General features: G+C 66.4%; 26 protein-coding genes. 17 read left to right on the top strand and 9 right to left on the bottom strand.

Annotation, left to right across the window (positions count from 1 at the left end):
• The first annotated feature begins 7 nt into the window (after positions 1 to 7).
• Positions 8 to 1,813, top strand: a complete 1,806-nt coding sequence (locus tag ACLB0R_RS13325; RefSeq protein ID WP_416643220.1) for a peptide MFS transporter — start codon at positions 8 to 10, stop codon at positions 1,811 to 1,813.
• A gap of 11 nt (positions 1,814 to 1,824) precedes the next feature.
• Positions 1,825 to 2,514: an NnrU family protein gene (locus ACLB0R_RS13320; protein ID WP_416643221.1), complete on the top strand. Its 690-nt coding sequence runs from the start codon at positions 1,825 to 1,827 to the stop codon at positions 2,512 to 2,514.
• 98 nt (positions 2,515 to 2,612) lie between these two features.
• Here ACLB0R_RS13320 and ACLB0R_RS13315 read toward each other — a convergent pair whose 3' ends face one another.
• Complete coding sequence (locus ACLB0R_RS13315; RefSeq protein ID WP_416643222.1) at positions 2,613 to 3,860, bottom strand: dicarboxylate/amino acid:cation symporter; 1,248 nt, start codon at positions 3,858 to 3,860, stop codon at positions 2,613 to 2,615.
• Positions 3,861 to 3,929: 69 nt separating this feature from the next.
• Here ACLB0R_RS13315 and glmM point away from each other — a divergent pair, with 69 nt between their 5' ends.
• Complete coding sequence (gene glmM, locus ACLB0R_RS13310; protein WP_416643223.1) at positions 3,930 to 5,270, top strand: phosphoglucosamine mutase; 1,341 nt, start codon at positions 3,930 to 3,932, stop codon at positions 5,268 to 5,270.
• Positions 5,271 to 5,286: 16 nt separating this feature from the next.
• On the opposite strand, the gene ACLB0R_RS13305 is transcribed toward glmM, so the two are convergent.
• Complete coding sequence (locus ACLB0R_RS13305) at positions 5,287 to 6,519, bottom strand: hypothetical protein (protein WP_416643224.1); 1,233 nt, start codon at positions 6,517 to 6,519, stop codon at positions 5,287 to 5,289.
• Positions 6,520 to 6,632: 113 nt separating this feature from the next.
• Between ACLB0R_RS13305 and ACLB0R_RS13300 the strand changes: the two genes are divergently transcribed.
• The 6 genes from ACLB0R_RS13300 (at position 6,633) to ACLB0R_RS13275 (ending at position 12,290) form a co-directional block, all read left to right on the top strand.
• A complete protein-coding gene (locus tag ACLB0R_RS13300; RefSeq protein WP_416643225.1) occupies positions 6,633 to 6,857 on the top strand; it encodes a DUF1272 domain-containing protein in 225 nt (74 codons plus the stop codon).
• 186 nt (positions 6,858 to 7,043) lie between these two features.
• Positions 7,044 to 8,282, top strand: coding sequence for a bifunctional hydroxymethylpyrimidine kinase/phosphomethylpyrimidine kinase (locus ACLB0R_RS13295; RefSeq protein WP_416643226.1), 1,239 nt, complete (start codon positions 7,044 to 7,046; stop codon positions 8,280 to 8,282).
• Entirely contained in the window at positions 8,275 to 8,877 is a 603-nt protein-coding gene (locus ACLB0R_RS13290; RefSeq protein ID WP_416643227.1) for a ribonuclease HII, read from the top strand. The genes ACLB0R_RS13295 and ACLB0R_RS13290 overlap by 8 nt, the downstream gene beginning before the upstream one ends.
• Positions 8,878 to 9,087: 210 nt before the next feature.
• Complete coding sequence (locus ACLB0R_RS13285; protein ID WP_416643938.1) at positions 9,088 to 10,227, top strand: site-specific DNA-methyltransferase; 1,140 nt, start codon at positions 9,088 to 9,090, stop codon at positions 10,225 to 10,227.
• Between the two features lie 112 nt (positions 10,228 to 10,339).
• Positions 10,340 to 11,407, top strand: coding sequence for a dihydropteroate synthase (gene folP / locus ACLB0R_RS13280; protein WP_416643228.1), 1,068 nt, complete (start codon positions 10,340 to 10,342; stop codon positions 11,405 to 11,407).
• 73 nt (positions 11,408 to 11,480) lie between these two features.
• Positions 11,481 to 12,290, top strand: a complete 810-nt coding sequence (locus tag ACLB0R_RS13275; RefSeq protein ID WP_416643229.1) for an aspartyl/asparaginyl beta-hydroxylase domain-containing protein — start codon at positions 11,481 to 11,483, stop codon at positions 12,288 to 12,290.
• Here the strand turns inward: ACLB0R_RS13275 and ACLB0R_RS13270 are convergent.
• Genes ACLB0R_RS13270 through cobS form a run of 5 tightly spaced genes read right to left on the bottom strand, consistent with a single transcriptional unit; the run spans position 12,287 to position 16,780 of the window.
• The gene (locus tag ACLB0R_RS13270) at positions 12,287 to 12,583 is read right to left on the bottom strand and encodes a ribbon-helix-helix domain-containing protein (RefSeq protein ID WP_416643230.1); all 297 of its coding nucleotides are present in this window, start codon (positions 12,581 to 12,583) and stop codon (positions 12,287 to 12,289) included. The two genes, ACLB0R_RS13275 and ACLB0R_RS13270, sit on opposite strands and share 4 nt — an antisense overlap.
• The gene (locus ACLB0R_RS13265; RefSeq protein ID WP_416643231.1) at positions 12,534 to 13,028 is read right to left on the bottom strand and encodes a hypothetical protein; all 495 of its coding nucleotides are present in this window, start codon (positions 13,026 to 13,028) and stop codon (positions 12,534 to 12,536) included. Before ACLB0R_RS13265 ends, ACLB0R_RS13270 begins: the two co-directional genes overlap by 50 nt.
• An 8-nt stretch (positions 13,029 to 13,036) precedes the next feature.
• On the bottom strand, positions 13,037 to 14,869 hold the full coding sequence (cobT, locus tag ACLB0R_RS13260; protein ID WP_416643939.1) for a cobaltochelatase subunit CobT: 1,833 nt from the start codon (positions 14,867 to 14,869) through the stop codon (positions 13,037 to 13,039).
• A gap of 2 nt (positions 14,870 to 14,871) precedes the next feature.
• Positions 14,872 to 15,750: an FkbM family methyltransferase gene (locus ACLB0R_RS13255; RefSeq protein ID WP_416643232.1), complete on the bottom strand. Its 879-nt coding sequence runs from the start codon at positions 15,748 to 15,750 to the stop codon at positions 14,872 to 14,874.
• Between the two features lie 28 nt (positions 15,751 to 15,778).
• Positions 15,779 to 16,780 (bottom strand): cobaltochelatase subunit CobS, encoded by a 1,002-nt coding sequence (gene cobS, locus ACLB0R_RS13250; protein ID WP_416643940.1) that lies wholly within the window; start codon positions 16,778 to 16,780, stop codon positions 15,779 to 15,781.
• 173 nt (positions 16,781 to 16,953) lie between these two features.
• Here cobS and ACLB0R_RS13245 point away from each other — a divergent pair, with 173 nt between their 5' ends.
• From ACLB0R_RS13245 to ACLB0R_RS13225, 5 genes are read left to right on the top strand one after another with little or no spacing between them, the layout of a single operon-like run.
• On the top strand, positions 16,954 to 17,379 hold the full coding sequence (locus tag ACLB0R_RS13245; RefSeq protein ID WP_416643233.1) for a VOC family protein: 426 nt from the start codon (positions 16,954 to 16,956) through the stop codon (positions 17,377 to 17,379).
• A gap of 3 nt (positions 17,380 to 17,382) precedes the next feature.
• On the top strand, positions 17,383 to 17,739 hold the full coding sequence (locus tag ACLB0R_RS13240) for a DUF1428 domain-containing protein (protein WP_416643234.1): 357 nt from the start codon (positions 17,383 to 17,385) through the stop codon (positions 17,737 to 17,739).
• Positions 17,739 to 18,515, top strand: coding sequence for a VOC family protein (locus ACLB0R_RS13235; protein WP_416643235.1), 777 nt, complete (start codon positions 17,739 to 17,741; stop codon positions 18,513 to 18,515). Before ACLB0R_RS13240 ends, ACLB0R_RS13235 begins: the two co-directional genes overlap by 1 nt.
• A 9-nt stretch (positions 18,516 to 18,524) precedes the next feature.
• A complete protein-coding gene (locus ACLB0R_RS13230) occupies positions 18,525 to 19,193 on the top strand; it encodes a dihydrofolate reductase family protein (RefSeq protein WP_416643236.1) in 669 nt (222 codons plus the stop codon).
• Entirely contained in the window at positions 19,193 to 19,849 is a 657-nt protein-coding gene (locus ACLB0R_RS13225) for a glutathione S-transferase family protein (protein ID WP_416643237.1), read from the top strand. Before ACLB0R_RS13230 ends, ACLB0R_RS13225 begins: the two co-directional genes overlap by 1 nt.
• Before the next feature lie 100 nt (positions 19,850 to 19,949).
• On the opposite strand, the gene ACLB0R_RS13220 is transcribed toward ACLB0R_RS13225, so the two are convergent.
• The gene (locus ACLB0R_RS13220) at positions 19,950 to 20,582 is read right to left on the bottom strand and encodes a hypothetical protein (protein ID WP_416643238.1); all 633 of its coding nucleotides are present in this window, start codon (positions 20,580 to 20,582) and stop codon (positions 19,950 to 19,952) included.
• Positions 20,583 to 20,676: 94 nt separating this feature from the next.
• Positions 20,677 to 21,288: a J domain-containing protein gene (locus tag ACLB0R_RS13215; protein WP_416643239.1), complete on the bottom strand. Its 612-nt coding sequence runs from the start codon at positions 21,286 to 21,288 to the stop codon at positions 20,677 to 20,679.
• A gap of 40 nt (positions 21,289 to 21,328) precedes the next feature.
• Between ACLB0R_RS13215 and ACLB0R_RS13210 the strand changes: the two genes are divergently transcribed.
• From ACLB0R_RS13210 to ACLB0R_RS13200, 3 genes are read left to right on the top strand one after another with little or no spacing between them, the layout of a single operon-like run.
• On the top strand, positions 21,329 to 21,628 hold the full coding sequence (locus ACLB0R_RS13210; RefSeq protein ID WP_416643240.1) for a BolA family protein: 300 nt from the start codon (positions 21,329 to 21,331) through the stop codon (positions 21,626 to 21,628).
• Positions 21,628 to 22,086: an NUDIX hydrolase gene (locus tag ACLB0R_RS13205; protein ID WP_416643241.1), complete on the top strand. Its 459-nt coding sequence runs from the start codon at positions 21,628 to 21,630 to the stop codon at positions 22,084 to 22,086. The genes ACLB0R_RS13210 and ACLB0R_RS13205 overlap by 1 nt, the downstream gene beginning before the upstream one ends.
• Complete coding sequence (locus tag ACLB0R_RS13200) at positions 22,083 to 22,988, top strand: pirin family protein (RefSeq protein WP_416643242.1); 906 nt, start codon at positions 22,083 to 22,085, stop codon at positions 22,986 to 22,988. Before ACLB0R_RS13205 ends, ACLB0R_RS13200 begins: the two co-directional genes overlap by 4 nt.
• Positions 22,989 to 23,018: the final 30 nt, after the last annotated feature.

Below are 23,018 nucleotides of genomic sequence, written 5' to 3'. Positions count from 1 at the left end.
CGACTGAATGGACACCGCCACCGCCGACAATGCCGGCGAGCCCGATATCAGCCATGTGAACCCCGCCGCGGGGAAGACGTGGTTCGGCCACCCCGCGCCGCTGTTCTGGCTGTTCGGCACCGAAATGTGGGAGCGTTTCGGCTATTACGGCATGCGCGCGCTGCTGACGCTCTATCTCACCAAGCATTTCGTGCTGGGCGATCGCGCCTCGACCGGGCTCTATGGCGGCTACACCGCGCTGGTTTATCTGACTCCGCTCGTCGGCGGGTTGATCGCTGATCAATATCTGGGGTCGAAGCGCGCCGTGCGCTTCGGCGCGATCCTGATGGCGCTCGGCTATTTCACGCTGGCGTTCGGCGGCCAGCCGGCCAAGCCCTATCAGGTGATCGACGGCCGGCGTTACGATGTCGTCGTCGATCATTTCCGCGACACGCCGACCAGCGACCCCGCTGAGGCGCGCTACCTCGTTGACCATGGCCAGAAGCTCAAGATCAAGGGCAATGACGATGGCAGCCTGTCGCTGCTCGGCGCCGACGGCAAGGAAGTGCGCCATGTCGCGGCCGGCAAGTTCGAAGAGCAGGCCGATCACAGCCCGCTCTACATCGCGATCATGCTGCTGGCGCTGTCGCTCATCTCGGTCGGCAACGGCTTCTTCAAGCCCAATATCTCGACGATGGTCGGCGAGCTTTATGCAACCGGCGACGGCCGACGCGATGCCGGCTTCACCATTTTCTACATGGGCATCAACATCGGTTCGATCCTGGGCCAGCTGCTCTGCGCGGTCTTCGCCGATTCGCTCGGCTGGCCGTTCGGGCTGGGGCTGGCGGGCGTCGGCATGCTGATCTCGTTCTGCATGATCAGCTATCATGGCGGCCGGCTCGATGCGGTCGGCAATCCGCCGCCGGGCGCGGGCAACAAGGCGCTGCTGATCTATATCGGCGCGATTGTCGCGGTGCCGCTGTTCTATTTCCTGTTCACCAACCTGATGAGCGCCGCGCCGGCGCCCAAGGGTTCCGGGTTCGTCGGCTACATCCTGTCGCTCTCGCTGATGGGCAAGCTGTTGTTCGGCACGTTCATCCTTGCGGTGCCCGGCATCCTCATCTGGTCGGCGGTCTCGGGATCGCGCACCGAATTCCAGATGATGCTTGCCGCCATGGTGCTCATCGTGTTCAACACCTTCTTCTGGACGCTATTCGAACAGGCAGGATCGAGCCTGACGCTGTTCGCCGATCGCAATACCGACCGCACGGTGATCGGCCATTGGGTGCTCTCCGCGCCGCAGACGCAGAATTTCAACCCGCTCGCGATCGTGATCCTCGCGCCGCTGATGAGCATCTTGTGGAGCTGGCTCGCCAAGCGCAATCTTGAGCCCTCCATCCCGGTCAAATTCGCTGTCGCGCTGATGGGGGTTGGCGCGGGGTTCCTGTTCCTGGTGCTCGGTGCCAGCTTTGCGGGGGCGGACTACAAAGTGGCTTTGTGGTGGCTGGCGGGCCTCTACGTCATCCACTCGGTGGCGGAGCTGTGCATCTCGCCCGTCGGCCTCAGCATGATCACCAAACTCTCCATCCCGCGCGTCGTCGGGCTGATGATGGGCACCTGGTTCCTGTCGATCTCGGTCGCGCAGTTCTTCGCGGGTATCGTCGCGCAGTTTGCCAGCGTGGATACGGTCGGCGGCCAGGTCACCAATCTGAAGGTCAGTCTCGACACCTATACCGCCACCTTCACCACCATCGCGTGGATCGCGATCGGGGCGGGCGTCGTGCTGCTGGTGCTGTCGTGGCCGCTCAGGAAGTGGATGCACGGGGTAAAATAAGGGGGGAAGCAATGGACGGACTAACCACGCTGGCGCTGGCGTCGGCGGCTTTTGTCGGCACGCATTTCCTGCTGTCGCACCCGCTGCGCGCGCCGTTGGTGAAGGCGCTCGGCGCGCTGGGGTTCATGCTCGTCTACGCCGTCGTCGCGCTCGGCACGCTTGGCTGGATGGCGCATGCCTATAAGCGCGCGCCGGTCACCGATCCGTGGTGGGATGTGGGCGATGGCCTCTGGATCACCGTCACGCTCGTCATGCTGCTGGCGAGCTTGTTGCTGATGGGATCGCTGATCGGCAATCCGGCGCTGCCCGGCCCCGCGCCCAAATCCGCGCCCACCCCGCGCGGCGTGTTCACCATCACCCGCCACCCGATGATGTGGGCGTTCGCGCTCTGGGCGCTGTGCCACATCGCGATCATGCCCAACGCCGCCAATTTGATCGTCTCGGTAGCGATCCTGGTGCTGGCGCTGGTCGGCTCGCGCTTGCAGGACGCCAAGAAGGAAGCGCTCCAGCCCGAGATGTGGCGCGCGTGGGAAGCGCGGACGAGCTGGCTGCCGTTCGGCGCGGTTGCGGCCGGCAAGGTCAAGCTCGGCGGCTTCCGCCCGCATGACTGGGCCGGCGCGATCGTGGTGTGGCTGGGCGCGACCTGGGCGCATATTCCCTCGGTGGGCGTTCCGGCGGGCATTTGGCGGTGGTTGAGCTAGATCATCGCCCCAACCCTTCCCGTCGCCCCAGCGAAAGCTGGGGCCGCTGGCGACAGGGGTATACTTCCCAGCGATCCCAGCTTTCGCTGGGATGACGATCAACGGGCTGTGGCGGCAGCTTCGGCTCCTCGAGTCCGCCCCAGCACCGTCGTCGTCGCCAAATCCATCGTCACATTGCCCAGCGTGCGGACCAGATCGGGGAACGTCTCGATCGCCACCAGCAGCCCCAGCGGCGCGATCGGCACGCCCATCGCCGCGGCGATCGGCGCGATCGAGCTGATATAGCTGATCGACCCCGGCAGGCTGACCGCGCCCAGCGTCGTCGTGGCGGCAACCACGATGCCCGCGATGATCGATGCCGCGCTCAGCGGCACCCCGGTCAGCCGCGCGACATAGATCGCCACCGCCAGGTTCATCGCCGGCCCGGTCGCGCGGAACATCGCGACCGCGAGCGGCAAAGTGATGCCACTCGCGCTATCGGGCACGCCGAGCGCTTCCGCCCCGCGCAGCATCGCCGGCAGCGAAGCGAGCGACGATTGCGTGCTGATCGCAACGACCTGCGACGGCCCGCTCGCCTTCAGGAACCGTCCGAGCGACACGCGCCCGCCGATGAGCGCGATGGGGTAAGCCGCCAGCCACACCACCGCGCCGATCGCGCTGACCACCAGCACATAATGGAGCAGCGCGCCGAACGCCGCCGTCCCCGCCTTGGCGCCGACCTGCACCGCCAGCGCCGCGACGCCCAACGGCGCCAGCCACAGCACCCAGCCGATCACCACCAGCATCGCATCGCCCAGCGCGCGGAAAAAGCCGACGAGCAGCTCGCGCTTGGTCGCCTCCAGCCGGGTGATCGCAAAGGCGAAAGCGAGGGTGAACACGACGAGCGGCAGGAAGGCACTGTTCGCCGCCGCCGCGACGGCGTTGCTCGGCACCATCGCGCCGATAATGTCGCCGAAGCCCGGCACCGCGCCGACCGGTGCCACCCCGGCGATCGCGCTGGTCAGCGCGTGCGCGGCCGCCGGGTCGATCGGCCAGAACTCGAGCAGTTGCGGCGTCACCAGCGCCGACATGATCGTGCCCGACCACAGCACGATCAGATACAGCACCATCGCGCGGCCCGCGAGACGCCCAGCGCGGCTCGCATCCGCCGTCTCGGCAATCCCGGTCACGATCAGCGCGACGACGAGCGGCACCACCGTCATCTGCAAACCGTTGAGCCAGGCGGTGCCGATCGGTTGCGCGATCGCCAGCGCGCCGGCTGCCCAATCGCCGCCGGCAAGCGCGGCGGCAATTCCTGCCGCCAGTCCTGCAATCAGCGCCGCCAATACCCGCAAGGCTTGCGACATGCTCGAAATTCCCTCCGCTTGGCGCTAATGACCGTCAACCACAGCTCATAGCGGAACGGCGGGCGGCGCATGGCAAGAAAATATTTCGGCACTGATGGTATCAGAGGCGCCACCAACATCGCGCCGATGACCGCCGAAATGGCGATGAAGGTCGGCATGGCGGCGGGTGCGCATTTCCGCCGCGGCGACCACCGCCACCGCGTCGTGATCGGCAAGGATACGCGCCTCTCAGGCTATATGCTCGAAAACGCGATGGTTGCGGGCTTTACGTCGGTCGGCATGGATGTGGTGCTGGTCGGCCCGATGCCGACGCCGGCGGTCGCGATGCTCACCCAATCGATGCGCGCCGACATGGGCGTGATGATCTCCGCCAGCCATAACCCCTATGCCGACAACGGCATCAAGCTCTTCGGGCCCGATGGCTACAAGCTCTCCGATGCCGACGAGATGGCGATCGAGGCGCTGATCGACGGCGAAGTGCCGCTGGCGCCGTCCGCCGAAATCGGCCGGGCGCGCCGTGTCGAGGATGCGCGCGGCCGCTACATCAACTCGGCGAAATCGACATTCCCGCCGCATCTCAGCCTCGATGGCCTGCGCATCGTCGTCGATTGCGCCAATGGCGCGGCGTATCAGGTCGCGCCCTCCGCGCTGTGGGAATTGGGCGCCGATGTCGTCGCGATCGGCGTCACCCCCAACGGCAAGAACATCAACGATGGCGTTGGCTCGACCGCGCCGCAGACCTTGTGCGAGACGGTGGTGGCGAGCGGCGCGCATATCGGCATCGCGCTCGATGGGGACGCCGACCGGCTGATTGTCGTCGATGAAAATGGCAAGGTCGTCGATGGCGACCAGCTGATGGCGACGATCGCCGGGGGCTGGGCGCGGCGCGGCCGGCTGAAGGGCGCGGCGCTGGTCGCGACCGTCATGTCCAACCTGGGGCTGGAGCGCTATCTGTTCGATCAGGGCATCGCGCTCCACCGCACCAAGGTCGGCGACCGCTATGTGCTCGAAGCGATGCGCGAGCGCGGCTTCAACGTCGGCGGCGAGCAATCGGGGCACATCATCCTCTCCGATTACGCGACGACCGGCGACGGCCTCGTCGCGGCGCTGCAAGTGCTCGCCGAGCTGGTCGAGGCGGGCGCGCCAGCGAGCGAAGTGCTCCACCGCTTCGATCCCGTGCCGCAGCTCCTCAAGAACGTCCGCTTCAAGGGCGGCAAGCCGCTCGAGGACGCGCGGGTGAAAGCGGTGATCGACGCCGCCGAGGCCGAGCTCAACGGCGCCGGCCGCCTCGTCATCCGCCCGTCTGGCACCGAACCCGTCATCCGCGTGATGGCGGAAGGGGATGACGCGAAACAGGTGGAAGCAGTCGTCGATCGCATCTGCGCGGCGGTGGTGGAAGCGGCGGCTTAGGCTTCGTCGTTCCGGATCAGCGGCGCGATTTCGCCGCCGTTTTTGGCCGGGCGACATCAATCACGCGGAGCGCATAGCGGCCCGGCGGCAGCATCAGCGCGACGGTGTTCCCCGCTCGGATGGCGACGCGGTCTATCGGCACCGACGCATCGGGCTCACCCACCGGTCGCGCCTCGATGACCCGCCAGCCCTGCTTGGGGACCAGGGCCGCCGGGATGGCAACGGGCTGGTCGCCAGCCGCAACCCGCCAGGCCGGACGCCCTTGCACGAAGCGCGCGGTTGGGTGATCGACGACCAGATCGAACGCGCCCTTGGGCTCATCGGCGGGCAGTTCGGCGAGATGGGTGGTATCGCTCCCGCCGCGACACGTCGTCTGCGAAATCGTCAGCGGGTCGATGCCGGTCTTGGCCTTCAGGCGCGCTGCCATCCAGGTGATGCCATCCTTGGTCGGCACTTCCATCGCGTGGGAATAGCCGACATGGACCAAGAGCTTGGTGCCGGGATTGGCTTTGAGGAAGGCGGCCAGCGTCGTCGCCTGGGCTTCCTCGCGCTCCGCGATGCTCTGTGCTCGGGTCAACTTGGCGACTGGCGGGCCGGAAATGACAATCTCATAGGCAATAAGGTGATAGCCAAGCGCCTTCGCGGCACGGCCCAACCGGCCGAAGCCGGCTTCTGTGCTGTAATAACCGTCATCATCCGTCAGATAAGGCAGCGCTGGCTGACGCACGAACGGAGCGCGAAACTGCTCCGGCACGTCCGGGGAATCGTTGACCAGCGTTTCGATCGCCAGCGCGTCATAGCCCAGCGGCCGCAATCGATGAGCAACTTCGGCGGTAAAACCGCGATGATCCGAGTGCTCGTGGCTTTCGTTGATAATGACGACCGAGGTGTCAGCGGCGCGCCGCGCGATGTCGTCGAGCACATCAGGCGCGGATGGCAGCGGAACGCACTTGGTCGGTCGATAGATAGCACTCGTCGCCGCAATTAGATCTTCACGGCCGAACAGGCTCAGCGTCTGGTTGTCGTCGCTGTCCGCGGCAGGATTGGCCGGATTGATCCGCGCCAAATTAGCGAGTTTGACTTTCAAATAGCCGGTGATCGTGCTCGCCGCCACCTGCTCGACCGGCTCGACCAACTCGACGCGGCCGGGGGGCGCGGGCTCGCTTGCCGGTTGGGCGGCGGGGAGCGGCGCGGCCATGGCAAGCATGAAGGAGCCGGCAGCGGCAGCGGTGGCGCGGATGGTTAACATTCCCCAACGATATCCGTCGCTTGGTCCCCGCACAAGCGCCGCATCGACGGCACGAGCGCGGGTGCACCAAAACGCCCCTTCCGCTATCGGCTCGCGCGCCCTAAACCGCCGCCATGCTCGAGATGCGCCCCGATTGCGAACGCTGCGGCACCGACCTGCCCGCCGATGATCCCGGCGCGTTCATCTGCTCGCTCGAATGCACCTTCTGCGCGGATTGCGCCGACGCGCTCGATGAGCGCTGCCCCAATTGCGGCGGCGAGCTGCTCGACCGGCCGACGCGCGTTGGCGCCTGGCTCAAGAAATACCCGGCGAGCACCGAGCGCAAGTTCAAGGGCTAGGGGCTGGGTCGTGCTGTCCTACCCGTCAAGGCCGTGCGATACTGGCGGGATGCGCCATCCCTGGCCGATATCGCTGCCCGCGCCGCTGCGCCGCCAAGTTCGCGGCGGGCTTTGTCGGCGGGGGTGGGCAAACCATGCGGTACGTAGTGTAAACTTCGTCAACTTCGGCGCCGGAATGGTGCCGCGATGACGACGCCACGCATCCTGATCATCGCCGGCTCGGATTCGGGCGGCGGCGCGGGGCTGCAGGCCGATATCAAGACCGTCACGATGCTCGGCGGCCATGCGATGACGGCGGTCACCGCGATCACCGCGCAGAATACGGTTGGCGTGCAGGCGGTGATGCCGGTGCCTGCCGAGATGGTGGTCGCGCAGATCAGATCGGTATGGAGCGACATCGGCGTCGATGCGGTCAAGATCGGCATGTTGGGCTCGGCCGAGACGGCGCATGCGGTGGCGGATGTGCTGGAGGAGTTATCTCTCGCTTCTCGCTTCCCCGACGAAGGCCGGGGCCCAGCATCGAGCGCCGGGCAATTGGACCCCGGCCTGCGCCGGGGAAGCGGTGGTTCAACGGCAGCGGCCATCCCCATCGTTTTCGACCCCGTCATGGTCGCGACCAGCGGCGCGGCGCTGGCGGACGCAGACACCATCGCCGCGTTCGCCCGGCTGATGGCGATCGCCACCGTCACCACGCCCAACCTGCCCGAGCTGGCCGCGCTCGGCGGCGAGGCGGCGGTGTTGGCGCATGGCACGGCGCTGCTGGTCAAAGGCGGGCATGGCGAGGGCGATCGCCTTGTCGATCGGCTGGTCGATGGCTCGGGCGAGGGGCGCCGCTGGGAAAGTGAGCGCATCGCCACGCGCCATACCCACGGCACCGGCTGCACATTGGCGAGCGCGATCGCGACCTATCTCGCGCGCGGCAAGCCGCTACCCACTGCTATCGCCCGCGCGCGCCAATTCGTCCGGCTGGCGCTGCGCGATGCGCCGGGGCTGGGCGCGGGGCATGGGCCGATGGGGCAGCAATCGGTCCGGCTCGATCTCGGCAGCGAAATGCGCTTCAACCAGGCAACGCTGCCGATGGCCGATTACGCCGCCTCCGCTGCTTTCTACCGCACGCTCGGCCTCACCGAAATCGTCTCGACCGAGGACGGCCATTATGCCCGCTTCGAGGCGCCCGGCGGCGCGACGCTGTCGATCGAGCGCGATCATGGCCCGGCCACCCTCTACTTCGAATGCGAGGATTTGGATGCCGAGGTCGCCCGGCTGCGCGCCGCAGGGATTGCGTTCGACAGCCTGCCCACCGACCAGAGCTGGCTGTGGCGCGAGGCCCGGCTGCGCGATCCCGCCGGCAACCCCCTCTGCCTCTACCAGGCCGACGAAAACCGCCGCTATCCGCCCTGGCGGCTGCCGGGCGCCGATGCCTGACTTCGCGCATGAAGCGCAGCACCCCGCGCCGGTGGTGGGCGTGGACGAGGCCGGCCGTGGCCCGCTCGCCGGGCCGGTGGTCGCCGCCGCGGTGCTGCTCGATCGCGGCGCGGTGCCCGAGGGGATCGACGATTCGAAGGCGCTCACCGCCGCTCGCCGCGCGCGCCTCCACGATGCGCTGATGGGGTGCGCGCATGTCGGCATCGGCATCGCCAGCGTCGAGGAGATCGACCGGCTCAACATCCTGTGGGCGACGATGCTCGCCATGCACCGCGCGGTCGATGCGCTGGCAGCGGCGATCGGCACGCCCCCGGCGATGGTGCTCGTCGACGGCAATCGCTGCCCGCGCTGGCCCTATCCCGCGCGCGCGATTATCGGCGGCGACGCGCTCAGCCTGTCGATCGCGGCGGCGAGCATCGTCGCCAAACACCACCGCGACACGCTGATGCTCGCCGCACACGCCGATCACCCGCATTATGGCTGGGCGTCGAACAAGGGCTATGGCAGCGCTCAGCACCTGGCCGCGCTGCGACAACATGGCCCGAGCCCCCACCATCGCCGCAGTTTTGCGCCCGTTGCCGCTGTCTGTCGGTGATTGGCGCTGATTGGCGAAAAAGCGAGTCTTTCGCGCCACACCCCAACTAATGGCGGCTGTGGATAAGTTTGCGACTCAAGATGTGGATGAATGCCTAAATGTTCTGATGTGTTAACGGCTTAGCAAGGCTTTTCGTTAACCATTCCCTGCTTGACGGGAGTCCGTGCTTTCGCGCTGATCCATAGCGCAACGATCGAATGGGGGCGGTTGGTGGGGGTTATCGAGAAAGTCCGCAAGGCCGGCGCCGCTGCCGATCGTGCCGCCGCGCCACCCGCGCCGCTGCCGCTCGACACCATTTTGCGCGGAGACTGCATCGCGGCGATGCGCGCGCTGCCGGCGAAATCGGTCGACATGATCTTCGCCGATCCGCCGTACAATCTCCAGCTCGGCGGCGATCTCCACCGGCCCGACGGCAGCGCGGTCGACGCGGTGACCGATGATTGGGACAAGTTCGACAGCCTCGCCGCTTATGATCGCTTCACCCGCGCCTGGCTCGCCGAAGCGCGCCGCGTGCTGAAGCCCGATGGCACGCTCTGGGTGATCGGCAGCTATCACAACATCTTCAAGGTCGGCTCGGCGGTGCAGGATCTCGGCTTCTGGATCCTGAACGACATCGTCTGGGTGAAGGCCAACCCGATGCCCAATTTCAAGGGCACGCGCTTCACCAACGCGCATGAAACGCTGATCTGGGCAGCGATGGGCGAGAAGGCCAAATACACCTTCAATTATCGCAGCATGAAGACGCTGAACGATGAGCTGCAGATGCGCAGCGACTGGGAATTCCCGATCTGCGGCGGCCAGGAACGGCTGAAGAAGGACGGCGCCAAGGTCCACCCGACGCAAAAGCCCGAAGCTCTGATCTACCGCATCCTGCTCGCCTGCACCCAGCCGGGCGACGTAGTGCTCGATCCGTTTTTCGGCACCGGCACCACCGGCGCCGTCGCCAAAAGGCTCGGCCGGCGCTGGATCGGCATCGAACGCGAGGACGTCTATATCGAAGCAGCCGAAGCGCGCATCGCCGCCGCGCTGCCGCTCGACGAATCCGCCGTACGCACGATGCAGAGCCCCAAGGCGGCACCGCGCGTCGCCTTCGGCACATTGGTCGAGAATGATTATCTCCGCCCCGGCCGCGTGCTTACCGACGCCAAGCGCCGCCACCGCGCGCTCGTACGCGCCGATGGTAGCCTGGAAAGCGTGAGCGGCGAAACGGGCTCGATCCACAAGCTCGGCGCGGTGCTGCAAGGCGCGCCGGCGTGCAATGGCTGGACCTTCTGGCATTATGAGGATGCGGATGGGCTGAAGCCGATCGACGCGCTACGGCAGACCTATCTGCTGGCGACGATGCCTTGATCACAAACCGTCACCCCGGCCTCGTGCCGGGGTCCACCTCGCCGCAAAGATATGGCAGTTACTGCTGCGCCGTGGATGCCGGAACAAGTCCGGCATGACGGTTGAGGACTGAATGACCCCTCTGCACCTCCGCCCCACCCAGTTCGTCGATAGCCCGGTCGGTCGCGATGGCGAGGTCGCGCGGCTTGCCGGCGGGCTGCAATGGTTCGCGGCGTATGAAGTGATCGAGGGGAGCGAGCGTCGCGTCGTCCCCATTGCCGAGTTCGAGCGCACGCTCGGCGCCAGCGAAGAACGCGCCGCGCAACTCCACGCCCGCATCACCGCGCCGCGCCCGCCGCTAACCCTCGGCGCGCGCACACTCCGCTTCGATCAGCCGCAGATCGCCGGCATCCTCAACGTGACACCCGACAGTTTCTCGGACGGTGGCCAGCTCCACGACGATCCGCAAGCCGCCACCGCCGCCGGGGTCGACATGACGATCGCCGGCGCCGCGCTGGTCGATCTCGGCGGCGAGTCGACGCGCCCCGGCGCCGCGCCGACCTGGGAAGGCGACGAGATCGCCCGGATTCAGCCCGTCTGCGCGGCGCTCAACGCCGCCGGCGCGCTCGTCTCGATCGACACCCGCAAGGCCGCGGTGATGGAAGCCGCGCTTGCCGCCGGCGCTGCGATCGTCAACGACGTGTCGGCGCTGCTCTGGGATGATCGCGCGCTGGAAGTCGTCGCCAAAGCCCGCTGCCCGGTCGTGCTGATGCACTCGCCCGATCCCGCCAGGGGCCCGCACGGCGGCAACGGCTACACGAACGTCCTCACTGAGGTGTTCGATTGGCTCGAAGCGCGGATTGCGGCCGTGGTCGCCGCCGGCATCGACCGGGCGAAGATCATCGTCGATCCCGGTATCGGCTTCGGCAAGGGCATTCAGGACAATCTCACCCTCATCAACGGCCTGGCGATGCTCCACGGCCTGGGCTGCCCGATCATGCTCGGCGCCAGCCGCAAGCGGATGATCGGCGCGCTCGCCAATGAGGCCCCGCCGGCGGAGCGGCTCGGCGGTTCGATCACGCTCGCGCTCAAGGGCGTCGAGCAGGGCGCGCAGATCCTTCGCGTGCATGATGTCGCCGAAACCGTGCAGGCTGTCCGCGTTTGGCGCGGTTTGCGCGATCAGGCGTTGGTCGCGCGCTAAATCGCGCTGGCATCGCGTTCGCCCGCGCGATAACGCGGGGGCGACAAGCTTCTACTCCCAAGCGGACGATTGGATGACCGAGATTAGCACGCCGCCCCGGCTCACCGTCGACGATGCCGCCATCGTGCCAGCGGACGCGCCGCCGCCGAGCAAGGCGCTGATGCCCAAGAACAGCCTGCTGCTCAAATTCGGCAAATGGGCACAGCCGCGTATCAACACCATCATCGCCAAATCGTCGAAGCTCGGCACGCCGCTATTCTTCAACAATGCCGATTTCCCCTGGATCGCCGAGCTGGAAGCCAATTGGGAAACGATCCGTGACGAGGCCTACAGCGTGCTCGGCGATTTGTCCGCCATTCCGCCGCTCGCCGAGATTTCGCCTGACCATCGCCGCATCGCGCCGGCCGGCCGGTGGCGGTCATTCTTCCTCTATGGCTATGGCTATAGCGTGCCCGAAAATTGCGCGGCCTGCCCCAAGACCGCCGCGCTGGTGAGCAAAGTGCCCGGCCTCAACACCGCGTTGTTCTCGGTGCTGGTGCCGCACACCCGCATCCCGGCGCACACCGGGGTCACCCGCGCGATTCTCGTTTCGCATCTCGGCATCCAGGTGCCGCGCGACAGCGCCAATTGCCGGATGCGCGTCGTCGATCAATGGACCGAGTGGCAGGAAGGCAAGGCCTTTGTGTTCGACGATTGCTATAATCACGAAGTGGTGAACGACACCGACGAAGTGCGGATCGTGCTGCTCATCCAGTTCCGCCGCCCGGTGCGCTGGCTTGGCAAGCTGGTGGGCGAGGCGTTCCTCTACGGCGTCCGCCAGTCGCGCTTCGTCCAGGATGCGCGCCGCGGCCTGCAGGACTGGAGCAGCCGCAAGGTCGGCTAGTCGCCGCGCGCCTGCACCTCGGCGAGCACCCAGCTTCTGAGCGCGCTTGCCAGATTAGGCGGGGCCGGCGCGGTGATGCGCAGCGCATCGATTTCCGCCACGAGCGCGTTGAGCGGCAAGTCATGCCCCCGCGCCGCCGCCTCCAGCGCTGACCAGAACAACGGCTCCAGCGTGATCGACGTCTCATGCCCGGCAATCGTGATCGACCGCTTTACTGGCCCCACGAAGCCGTCGGGGGGCGGGTTAATGCTCAAAGAGCATCGTGCCGCCGACGGCGGCGGTTCGATAGGCATTAAGCTCGGCGGCGAGCGTCTCCGGCGTTCCGGGCCATCCTTTGGGAAGCGCACCGTCAACCCCCGTCAGCTGCTCTGCTAGCGCCCTCAGCCCACCGCCATCCGCTTTGTGACGCAGATGCCATCCGACCATTTTGCCACCGCGCGGCAAGGAATAAACGACAAACCGATCAACTGCGGCCCAGCCAATTCTATAGGGCCTGATCATTAGTCCGCCGCTGACGGTAAATCCCGCGCTGTCGAGCGTCAGCCGGTGCGGTCTAATCAGCGTTGCAAGCGCGACCAGTCCGCAGAGGGCAAAGAAAGCAATTGTGAGCCACAGGATCAGGTAGGCTGGCTCTCGCGAGGAGCGCACCACAAAGGCGCTGCTGATCACAAACGCCAGGCTGGTAACCAGCAACAATAAGGACTTTGAACGCGACGCCGTGATTACACGATTTTCCACTAAGCCTCTCACCGCCCCACATCGAACAGCGCCGCAAGCTGTTCGATCAGCGTGCCGCCCAGTTGTTCGGCGTCCATGATCGTTACCGCCCGGCTGTAATAGCGCGTTACGTCATGGCCGATGCCGATTGCGATCAGTTCGACCGGCGAGCGGCTTTCGATCCAGCCGATCACCTGGCGCAGATGGCGCTCCAGATAGCTGCCCGAGTTGACCGATAGCGTCGAATCATCGACCGGCGCGCCGTCCGAGATCACCATCAATATCTTGCGGTCCTCGCCACGCCCGATCAGCCGGTTGTGCGCCCAGAGCAGCGCCTCGCCGTCGATATTCTCCTTGAGCAGCCCTTCGCGCATCATCAAGCCGAGCGAGGGCTTGGCGCGGCGCCACGGCTCGTCGGCCTGTTTGTAGATGATATGGCGGACGTCGTTGAGGCGGCCGGGCTGGGGCGGGCGCCCCGCCGCCAGCCACGCCTCGCGTGCTTGCCCGCCTTTCCAGGCGCGGGTGGTGAAGCCGAGGATTTCGGTCTTCACCCCGCACCGCTCCAGCGTGCGCGCCAATATGTCAGCGCTGATCGCCGCGATCGAAATCGGCCGCCCGCGCATTGAGCCCGAATTGTCGATCAGCAGCGTGACCACCGTGTCCTTGAACTCGGTGTCGCGCTCGATCTTGTAACTGAGCGACTGCATCGGGTTGATCACGACGCGCGCCAGCCGCGCCGCGTCGAGCAGCCCCTCATCCTGGTCGAAATCCCAGCTGCGGTTCTGCTGCGCCATCAGCCGCCGCTGCAGCCGATTGGCGAGCTTGGTGACGGCGCCCTGCAAATGGATGAGCTGCTGGTCGAGATAGGCACGCAGCCGCGCCAGCTCCTCGGCATCGCACAGCTCGGTCGCGGCGACGACTTCGTCGAACTGGGTGGTGAACGCCTTGTAATCGAACTGCGGCGTCAGGTCGGCGAGCGGCCGGTTGGGGCGGACGGGCAGCATGCCTTCGTCTCCCTCGTCGCCGGGCTCGCCATCGGCATCGTCGAAGCTTTCCTCGCCGCGCTCCTGGCCTTCGCCCTCGGCATCGTCGCTGTCGCGCTGCTCGCCGCGCGCCTCGACTTCGCCCTGGCCCTGCTCGCCGGCCTCGTCGCTTTCCTCGCCCTCGTCCTGGCTGTCTTCGTCGGTGCCTTCGTCGTCGCTGCCGCCCTCGTCGGATTCGTCGGGCAGCTGATCGCCCTCGACGAGGTCGAGATCCTCGAGCAGCTTGGCGGCAAGCTTGGCGAACGCCTGCTGATCGTCGATGACCAAGCCAAGCGCATCGAGATCGGCGCCCGCCTTGTCCTCGATCCACTCGCGGACGAGATCGAGCCCCTCCCGCGCGCCTTCCGGGGCGGCGAGCCCGGTCAGCCGCTCGCGCACCATCAGCGCGACCGCCGTGGAGAGCGGCACTTCATCGGCGGCGCGCGCGCGGCTGATCGGATCGGACTTCAGCCGCATCTCGAGCGCGTGGCCGAGATTATCGCTGATCCCTTGGTATCCGCGCGATCCCAGCGCCTCGACTCGCGCCGTCTCCGCCGCGTCGAACACCGCGCGTGCCACCGCTTCGTGCGGCGCCGCCTTCAGGTGCATCGCCTGGTTATGGTGCTTCAACCGCAGCGCAAAGCCATCGGCGAACCCCCGCGCCTCCGCCACCTGATCGGCGGGCAGCGTGCGTGCGGGCATCGGCACCTTGATGTGCTTGCCCGACTGCACCGGCGCGTCAGCGGTATAGGCCAGCTCAATCTCCGGCTCGTCCGCCAGCGCGCGCGCGGTGCCGCCAAGCACGGCTTTGAAGCGATCGAGGGGAGTATCGGTGGCCATGGTCAGATCGAGCCGTTCACTAGCTGGTACCGCGGGGCGGCGGCGCATCGGGCCGCCATCTGCTCGACGTCGCGCACGAAGATCGTGTTGGCGCCGCCGCGCTCCACTCTCGATAGCCGGCGATGCACCGCGTCGTAAATACAGGGCTGGAAACCGAACGCGACTATGCGCGCCAGCAATTGATCGTCGCTGACGCCGAATTTCTCGCCCGATCCGTTGGTTTCCATCAGCACCGCCAGGCAGTCGGCGGACTGGAGCACGGTGGTTCCGCCATCGAGCACCGCCGCCTCATGCCCCTCGACATCGATTTTCACGATCGCCGGCCGCCGCGCCCCGCATAACGCGTCGAGCGGCACAACCGGCACGCTGATCGTCGGGCGTTGCTCGTCGGGCAGGGCAATGCGGTTCATCGTGTCGAGGTCGGCGGTGAACAGCAGCGCTCCTTCACAATCGGAAACCCCGCAGCATTGCGCATCGACCCGGCTGCTAAGGTCATTCAAGCGGATGTTGGCCTGCAGCCGCGCATAAGTCGCCGGCACCGGCTCGGCCGCGATCACCGATGCGCCCACCGCGCCGGCGGCAAGCACGGTGTAGCTGCCGACATTCGCGCCGATATCGGCGAACAGATCGGCCGGGCGCAGTGCGTGGAGCACGAAGCCCATCTCGGCATCCTCATGCAGCCCGCAATACCAGTTGCCGGTGGCACCCGTCATGCCGCGCGACACGAGCAGCCGCGTCTCGCCGACGAATGGGAGCGCGATCGGTTGCGCGATCAGGCGGCTTGCCAACTGCCAGCGCACAAAGCGCATCACCGCATCGGCCTTGCGCGCGCGATTGAGCGGATGCCGCACAATCCACCGCAGCAAGCCGATGATGGTCATGACGAGCGATCTCGGCGCGGGCCCAGGCTCACCCTTTCGCCACGCTCTCAGGCAAATCCTTGCCGAACACGCGCTGATAATATTCCGCCACCAGCGCGCGTTCCGCCTCGTCGCATTTGTTGAGGAACGAGAGCCGGAACGCGAAGCCGACGTCCTTGAAGATCATCGCGTTCTCCGCCCAGGTGATCACGGTGCGCGGGCTCATCACCGTCGAGATATCGCCATTGATGAAGCCGCGCCGGGTCAGGTCCGCCACGCGCACCATATTGTCGACCGTCTCCTTGCCGCCCGGCGAATCATACTCGCCCGACTTGGCGAGCACGATCTGCGCCTCGACTGCGGCGGGCAGATAATTGAGGCCGACGACAATCGACCAGCGATCCATCTGGCCCTGATTGATCTGCTGGGTGCCGTGGTAGAGCCCGCTGGTGTCACCAAGGCCGACGGTATTGGCGGTCGCGAACAAGCGGAACCACGGGTTGGGGCGGATCACCCGGTTCTGGTCGAGCAGCGTCAGCTTGCCCTCCGTCTCCAGCACGCGCTGGATGACGAACATCACGTCGGGCCGGCCCGCATCATATTCGTCGAACACCAAAGCGGTCGGCGTCTGCAGCGCCCAGGGCAGCAGGCCTTCGCGGAATTCCGTCACCTGCTGGCCATCGCGCAGCACGATCGCGTCGCGGCCGATCAAGTCGATGCGGCTGATATGCGCGTCCAGATTGATGCGGATGCACGGCCATTTCAGCCGCGCCGCGACTTGCTCGATATGGCTCGATTTGCCGGTGCCGTGATAGCCCTGCACCATGACGCGGCGGTTGTGGGCGAACCCTGCCAGGATGGCGAGCGTCGTGTCGGCGTCGAACACATAAGCCGGGTCGAGATCGGGCACGCGCTCGTCCGCTTCGCTGAACGCGGGCACTTCCCAATCGACATCGATGCCGAACGCCTCGCGCACCTTCACGGTGCGGTCGGGGGAATCGAGGATCGTCGTCTCGCGGCTGTTGGGCTGCGTGTTGGGAATATCGCTCATCGTCATCGGCCTTTCTTGCGCGGCGACCCCTAACGCCTAGCGATGATGAAAGTCGAGATGTCTTCGCGCGGCAGCGGTTTGTCGCGCGCCCGTTTCAGCACGCCCGAAAGCGCCTATAAGCAGTCGACCGAGTCGCGAGGGACAGAGGCGGCCGGTCACTGGGAGAGGCGCACATGACCGATAACCCGCAGGGCCCGACCACGGGCCTGACGCCGCATTTGCAGATCGGCGACGCGCGCGCGAGCGAAGCGATCGATTTCTACATCAAGGCGTTCGGCGCCACCGAGCAGGCGCGGATGGTCGCCGAGGATGGCAAGCGCCTGATGCACGCGCATCTCCACGTCAACGGCGCCTCGCTGATGCTGCACGACGAATTCCCCGAATATGTCGGCCCTGCCGATCAGGACAGCGGCCCGCCGCGCGGCCAGACGCTGCACTTGCAAGTCGACGATGCCGATGCCTGGTACGCCCGCGCCGTCGCCGCCGGCGCCACCGCGACGATGCCGCCCGACGATATGTTCTGGGGCGATCGCTACGGCCAGCTTGTCGATCCCTATGGGTTCCGCTGGTCGATCGGCAGCCCGCTCAACAAAGGATAAGCCATGGCCTATATCGATGGCATCGTCATCGCGGTGAAGACCGCCGACAAGGACGCGTATCTCGCTTTCGCCCGACAGATGGACGCGCTGTTCGTCAGCGAAGGCGCGACGCGGATCATCGAGGGCTGGGGCCAGGACGTGCCGCACGGCCAGCAAACCGATTTCTATCGCGCGGTAGCGGCAACCGAAGACGAGACTATCGTCTTCTCCTGGGTCGAATGGCCCGACAAGGCGACGCGCGACGCGGCGTGGCAGCGGCTGGAAAGCAACCCCGCCATGGCCGGCACCAAGCCGCCGTTCGACGGCAAACGCATGATTTTCGGCGGTTTCGATGTGATCCATCAGGTAGGAGGGGACTAATGGCCAACCCGCATGGCAGCTTCATCTGGTACGAGCTGATGACTCCCGATCAGGATGCCGCCAAGGCATTCTACGATCAGGTCATGCCCTTTTCGATCGAGCCCGAACCTTCGGGCGACATGGAGTATCGCATGCTCGTAGCGCCCGACGGGCTGGTCGGCGGCGTGCTCAAGATCACCGACGAGATGGCGGCGGCGGGCGCGCGGCCGGCCTGGGTCGGCTATATCGGCGTCGACGATGTCGATGCGACGGTGGCCGAGCTGAAGACGCGCGGCGGGGGCGTCATCCTGCCACCGCACGACTTTCCCGGCGTCGGCCGTTTCGCGATGGTGACCGATCCGCACGGCGCGCTGTTCTACGTCATGCGCCCGATCCCGCCCGCCAATGATCCCGACGCGACGAGCACGGCGTTCGCGCCCGAGCGCGTCGGCCATGTCGCGTGGAACGAGCTCAGCTCGGCCGATCACAAGGCAGCGCTGGGCTTTTACGGCGCGCTGTTCGGGCATGAGAATAACGAAACGATGGCGATGCCGATGGGCGATTACGCGTTCATCGATCACCACGGCACCCGCATCGGCGGCGCGGTCACGCAGCCCGACGTGCCGAGCCACTGGCTGTTCTACTGGCATGTGCCGAGCGTCTCCGAAACCGTCGGCAAGATCGGCGCGGCAGGCGGCACCGTGACGATCGGCCCGCACGAAATCCCCGGCGGCCAGCATATCGTCATTGCGCAGGATCCGCAGGGCGCGACGTTTGGCGTGGTCGGGGCGTTGTGAGCATGGCGCATGCGTAAGCTCACCGGCGCCGCGTTCATCTCGCTCGACGGTGTCATCCAGGCCCCCGGCGGGCCGACCGAGGATTATACCGGCGGCTTTACCGAGGGCGGCTGGCTGTTCCGGTTCAGCGATCCCGGCATTTTCGAGACGATCGGCGGGTTGTTCGCCGGCGAGTATGACCTGCTGCTCGGTCGGCGCACTTACGATATCTTCGCCGCCTATTGGCCCTATGTCGAAGGCGAGGCAGTGGCGATGGGCGAGGCCTTTACCCGCGCCGGCAAGCATGTGCTGACGCGCGGCGACGCGCCGCTCGACTGGGCGAACAGCCATCGGTTGCGCAAGGTGGAGGATGTGGCGGCGCTGAAGGCGAGCCCCGGCCCCGATCTCATCATCCAGGGGTCGAGCACGCTCTACCCGCCGCTGCTCGCCGCTGGGCTGATCGACCGGCTGATCCTGATGATCTTCCCCGTCACCATCGGGCACGGCAAGCGGCTGTTCGGCGAGGGCACGCCTGCCGCCGCGCTGCAACTGACCGACCATCGCGTCACCGACAAGGGCACGATCATCGCCACTTATGCTCCCGGCGGCGCCATCCCGGCGACCGGCGAGTTCCCCACCCCCAGCACCAGCGCGCGCGAGGCCGATCGCCAGCGCCGCATGCAGCAAGGTATTTGGTAATGGACCTGTTCGGCCACCCTTTCTCGTCCTACACTTGGAAAGCGCTGATCGCGCTGTACGAGAACGACACGCCCTTCACCTTCCGCCGCCTCGGGCCCGACCAGCCGGAAACCAGCGCCGAATTCCACCGCCGCTGGCCGATCGCCAAATTCCCGCTGCTCGTCGATGGCGATCGCCAAGTGATGGAGGCGACCGCGATCGTCGAGTATCTCGATGCGATCCATCCCGGCCCGGTGCGGCTGATCCCCGCCGATCCCCGGCTGGCGGTCGAGGTGCGGATGATGGACCGCATCTTCGACAATTATGTGATGGCCCCGATGCAGGCGCCGGTTGCCGACGCGCTGCGCCCGGCAGACGCCAATCGCGATCCCCACGGCGTCGCCCGCGCGCGCGACGGGCTGCACCGCAGCTATGCCTGGCTGGACGAGGCGCTGGCCGGCCGGCACTGGGCCTGCGGCGACGCCTTCACGCTCGCCGATTGCGCGGCGGCGCCGGCGTTGTTCTACGCCGACTGGGTCGAGCCGATCCCGGGCGACTATGGCGTGCTGAAGAGCTATCGCGCGCGGCTGCTCGCCCGGCCGAGCGTGGCGCGCGTGGTGGACGAAGCGCGACCGTACCGCGCGTTTTTCCCGCTGGGGGCGCCGGATCGGGATTGAGGGTGGGAGGCGGTTTCGTCCCAAAAGCCGACGTTCAGCCGCTCCGCCTCCGTTCTCAAGAAGTGGTTATGAGGCCGCTCTCGAAAAGCGGGTGGACAGATCAGCGAACCAGAATTTGGTTATCAACTCCGGCTATAAATCCAACGTTGAAGGCACGCACCCCTCTTGTCGGCATTTTCGATACGTCAAGGATTGGTTTGGAAATATCTGGCCGTGACACCGCAGCGCACGCTTCGCCGTCCAATTTTTCATTTTTGGACGACTTGAATACCGCGCAACTTTCGACCGCGCCCGAAACACTCATGATCTCGACGACCTTCACGAGGTCAAAACGTGTTTTCGACGATGCCGCATTGTCTGAGATGATTATGTCTGGCTTGTCGCTAAGATACTGATTCGAACCGGAAGCGTCCGGCCTCCATTGCACATGATCCCGTATGACCGACGGTACCGGACTTCCTGCCGCATCCTTTGCTGGCCTGTAGTGGGCCCTTTTCATCAACGAAGCGCAAACGACACCATCAATAGTATCAGATCCGCTGGGGTTGGTGATTGTGCAAGCAATCGGCTTCCCGGCGCTATCCAGCGTGAGATCGTAGCTGGTCACCGTCGCGCGTGACCATTCCGATGAAGGGATGTCCGATGCCATGATCCAATTTGCTGGATCGCTTGTTGGCTCGGCTTGGCGTGGGAAATTGCCGCTCAGCAGCGCGATCAGGGCAAAGGCTATCATTCGGAACTCCTATCCCATCGCAGCCGATTATTCGACTCCTCTTCGGCTTGATCCAAAACCGGGCGGACAGCAATCCCGCAATTACTTCGCCCCCTCAAGCAAAAGCCGGCGATTTCCGCAGCGCCTGATACGCATCGATCACCGCGCGCAGCCGCGCTTCGTGGCTGCGGTCGCCGCCGTTTCGGTCGGGGTGATATTGGCGGACCAGCTCCGAATAGCGCGAGCGTAGCGCGCGGCGGTCGGCGTCAGTGTCGAGGCCCAGCACCTTCAGCGACCGGCGATCGGCGTCGGAGAGCGGCTTGCCGTCGCGGCGCAGGCGCTCTTCCGCCACCCGCGCCCGAAAGCGTGTACCGATCGCATCGAGGGGATCGCTGAAATCGGCCCAGACCGGCGGGCGATCGGCACCGGCGCTCGCAAAGGCGCGCGTCTCGCGCTCCCAGCCGGCATAGGGGCGCTGCGCCGCAGCGATTTCGTCGGCGCTCATGCCGGCGAAGAAGTTGTAGCGCGCGTTGAATTCGCGGACATGGTCGAGGCAGAACCACTGGTATTCCGGCGGCCGGTCGCTCGCGAGCCCGCCTTCGGCCGGCGGCGCGCGGAATTCGCCCGGCTGGTCGCAGCCTGGCCATGCGCATTGGTGGCCAGTGCCCGCCACCCGGCCATGAAACCGCGCGCCCGGCCGGTCTTTCTTCGCATGCTCGCTCGCCACGCGGTCTCCCCGAAATCCAAAAACCAGCTATATAGGCGCGATGCCGGACACTGCCACCGCCTCTGCTATCGGCCCCGTCGCCGCCGAGATTACCGCGCGCCTCACCGCCGCGCTGAGCCCCACCCGGCTCGAGGTGATCAACGACAGCGCGCACCATGCCGGCCATATGGGCGATGACGGATCAGGCGAATCGCACTTTACCGTCGTCATCGAGAGCGCGGCTTTCGCCGGGCAATCGCGCGTCAATCGCCAGCGGCTGGTCAACCAGGCGCTTGGCGATCTGATGGCGGGCACGTTGCACGCGCTCGCCATCCGCGCGACGGCCCCCGGCGAGGCATAATGGCCGATCGCGCGCCCCGCGCGCCGCGCCCCGCCGCGCGGCTGCTGTTGATCGACTCGGCCGGGCGCCTGCTCCTGTTCCGCTTCACGCCTGACGATCGCGCGCCCTTCTGGTGCACCGCCGGCGGCGCGGTCGATCCGGGCGAGAGTTTCGAAGACGCAGCGCGGCGCGAGCTGTTCGAAGAAACCGGCCTGTCGCTCGATCCCGGGCCGGAAGTGGCGCGACGCGAAGTCGCCTTTACCACGCTGGAAGGCGTGCCCGTGATCGGCGACGAGCGCTATTTCCTCATCCGCACGCCGACCACCGACATCGCCACCCACGGTCATACCGAGCTGGAGCGCCGGGTGATGCAGGACTGGCGCTGGTTCACCCGCGCCGAGCTCGCCGACTGGCCCGAGACGATCTACCCGCGCGACATCATCGCGATGCTCGATGCGCTGATGGAGGCTGCCCCGTGACCCAACCGCCTGACGATTTCATCCTGCGCGCCATCACGCCCGTCACGCATGATCTCGGCGGCTTCAAGGTCGCGCGCACGCTGCCGTCCAAGCCGCACACCATGGTCGGGCCGTTCATCTTCTTCGACCAGATGGGCCCGGCGCGGTTGCCGACGGGGGAAGGCATCGATGTCCGCCCGCACCCGCATATCAACCTGGCGACCGTGACATATCTCTTCGCCGGAGCGATCGACCATCGCGATTCGCTCGGCACTCTCGCGACGATCGAGCCCGGCGCGGTCAATCTGATGACGGCGGGGCACGGCATCGTCCATTCCGAACGCTCGCCGCAGTCGGAGCGCAGCCGCGGCCCCGAGCTGTCGGGTATCCAGACCTGGCTCGCGCTGCCCGAGGCCGATGAGGAGCGCGATCCGGCGTTCGAGCATGTCGGTCGCGATGCCTTGCCGACGCTCGATTTCGGCGGCGCGAAAGCGCGCGTTATCATGGGCGCGCTGTGGGGTGCGTCGGCGCCGACGACGACGTACGCGCACACCATCTACGCCGACATCCTGCTCGACCCCGAAAGCGCCGTGCCGATCGACGCGGGCGCCGATGAGCGCGCCGTCTATCTCGCGCTCGGCGAGGCGAGCATCGACGGGCTGAAGATGGCACCGCAGACGCTCTACATCCTCGCCCCCGGCCACGCCGCGACATTGCGCTCGGCAAGCGGCGGCCGCGTCATGCTGTGCGGGGGCGAGGCGTTCAGCACCCCGCGTCACGTCTGGTGGAATTTCGTCAGCTCCAGCCGCGAGCGCATCAACCAGGCCAAGGAAGACTGGAAAGCGCAAGCCTTCCCCAAAGTGCCCGGCGACGATCAGGAATTCATCCCGATCCCCGAAGTGGTGCGCACGCGGAGCGATTGATTGACAGGCTCTCGCGCCAATGCAAGCCAT

The organism is Sphingomonas sp. GlSt437, from assembly GCF_048015635.2.
Classification (GTDB): domain Bacteria; phylum Pseudomonadota; class Alphaproteobacteria; order Sphingomonadales; family Sphingomonadaceae; genus Sphingomonas.
Note: the sequence above shows the minus strand (reverse complement) of the source record. Positions and strands in the feature narration are given on the sequence as shown.

Bases quoted from the DNA above. Each gene is read 5' to 3' on its own strand.
- ACLB0R_RS13325 (WP_416643220.1), top strand. From the start codon at position 8: ATGGACACCGCCACCGCCGACAATGCCGGCGAGCCCGATATCAGCCAT.
- ACLB0R_RS13320 (WP_416643221.1), top strand. From the start codon at position 1,825: ATGGACGGACTAACCACGCTGGCGCTGGCGTCGGCGGCTTTTGTCGGC.
- ACLB0R_RS13315 (WP_416643222.1), bottom strand. From the start codon at position 3,860: ATGTCGCAAGCCTTGCGGGTATTGGCGGCGCTGATTGCAGGACTGGCG.
- glmM (WP_416643223.1), top strand. From the start codon at position 3,930: ATGGCAAGAAAATATTTCGGCACTGATGGTATCAGAGGCGCCACCAAC.
- ACLB0R_RS13305 (WP_416643224.1), bottom strand. From the start codon at position 6,519: ATGTTAACCATCCGCGCCACCGCTGCCGCTGCCGGCTCCTTCATGCTT.
- ACLB0R_RS13300 (WP_416643225.1), top strand. From the start codon at position 6,633: ATGCTCGAGATGCGCCCCGATTGCGAACGCTGCGGCACCGACCTGCCC.
- ACLB0R_RS13295 (WP_416643226.1), top strand. From the start codon at position 7,044: ATGACGACGCCACGCATCCTGATCATCGCCGGCTCGGATTCGGGCGGC.
- ACLB0R_RS13290 (WP_416643227.1), top strand. From the start codon at position 8,275: ATGCCTGACTTCGCGCATGAAGCGCAGCACCCCGCGCCGGTGGTGGGC.
- folP (WP_416643228.1), top strand. From the start codon at position 10,340: ATGACCCCTCTGCACCTCCGCCCCACCCAGTTCGTCGATAGCCCGGTC.
- ACLB0R_RS13275 (WP_416643229.1), top strand. From the start codon at position 11,481: ATGACCGAGATTAGCACGCCGCCCCGGCTCACCGTCGACGATGCCGCC.
- ACLB0R_RS13270 (WP_416643230.1), bottom strand. From the start codon at position 12,583: ATGCCTATCGAACCGCCGCCGTCGGCGGCACGATGCTCTTTGAGCATT.
- cobT (WP_416643939.1), bottom strand. From the start codon at position 14,869: ATGGCCACCGATACTCCCCTCGATCGCTTCAAAGCCGTGCTTGGCGGC.
- ACLB0R_RS13255 (WP_416643232.1), bottom strand. From the start codon at position 15,750: ATGACCATCATCGGCTTGCTGCGGTGGATTGTGCGGCATCCGCTCAAT.
- cobS (WP_416643940.1), bottom strand. From the start codon at position 16,780: ATGAGCGATATTCCCAACACGCAGCCCAACAGCCGCGAGACGACGATC.
- ACLB0R_RS13245 (WP_416643233.1), top strand. From the start codon at position 16,954: ATGACCGATAACCCGCAGGGCCCGACCACGGGCCTGACGCCGCATTTG.
- ACLB0R_RS13240 (WP_416643234.1), top strand. From the start codon at position 17,383: ATGGCCTATATCGATGGCATCGTCATCGCGGTGAAGACCGCCGACAAG.
- ACLB0R_RS13235 (WP_416643235.1), top strand. From the start codon at position 17,739: ATGGCCAACCCGCATGGCAGCTTCATCTGGTACGAGCTGATGACTCCC.
- ACLB0R_RS13230 (WP_416643236.1), top strand. From the start codon at position 18,525: ATGCGTAAGCTCACCGGCGCCGCGTTCATCTCGCTCGACGGTGTCATC.
- ACLB0R_RS13225 (WP_416643237.1), top strand. From the start codon at position 19,193: ATGGACCTGTTCGGCCACCCTTTCTCGTCCTACACTTGGAAAGCGCTG.
- ACLB0R_RS13220 (WP_416643238.1), bottom strand. From the start codon at position 20,582: ATGATAGCCTTTGCCCTGATCGCGCTGCTGAGCGGCAATTTCCCACGC.
- ACLB0R_RS13210 (WP_416643240.1), top strand. From the start codon at position 21,329: ATGCCGGACACTGCCACCGCCTCTGCTATCGGCCCCGTCGCCGCCGAG.
- ACLB0R_RS13205 (WP_416643241.1), top strand. From the start codon at position 21,628: ATGGCCGATCGCGCGCCCCGCGCGCCGCGCCCCGCCGCGCGGCTGCTG.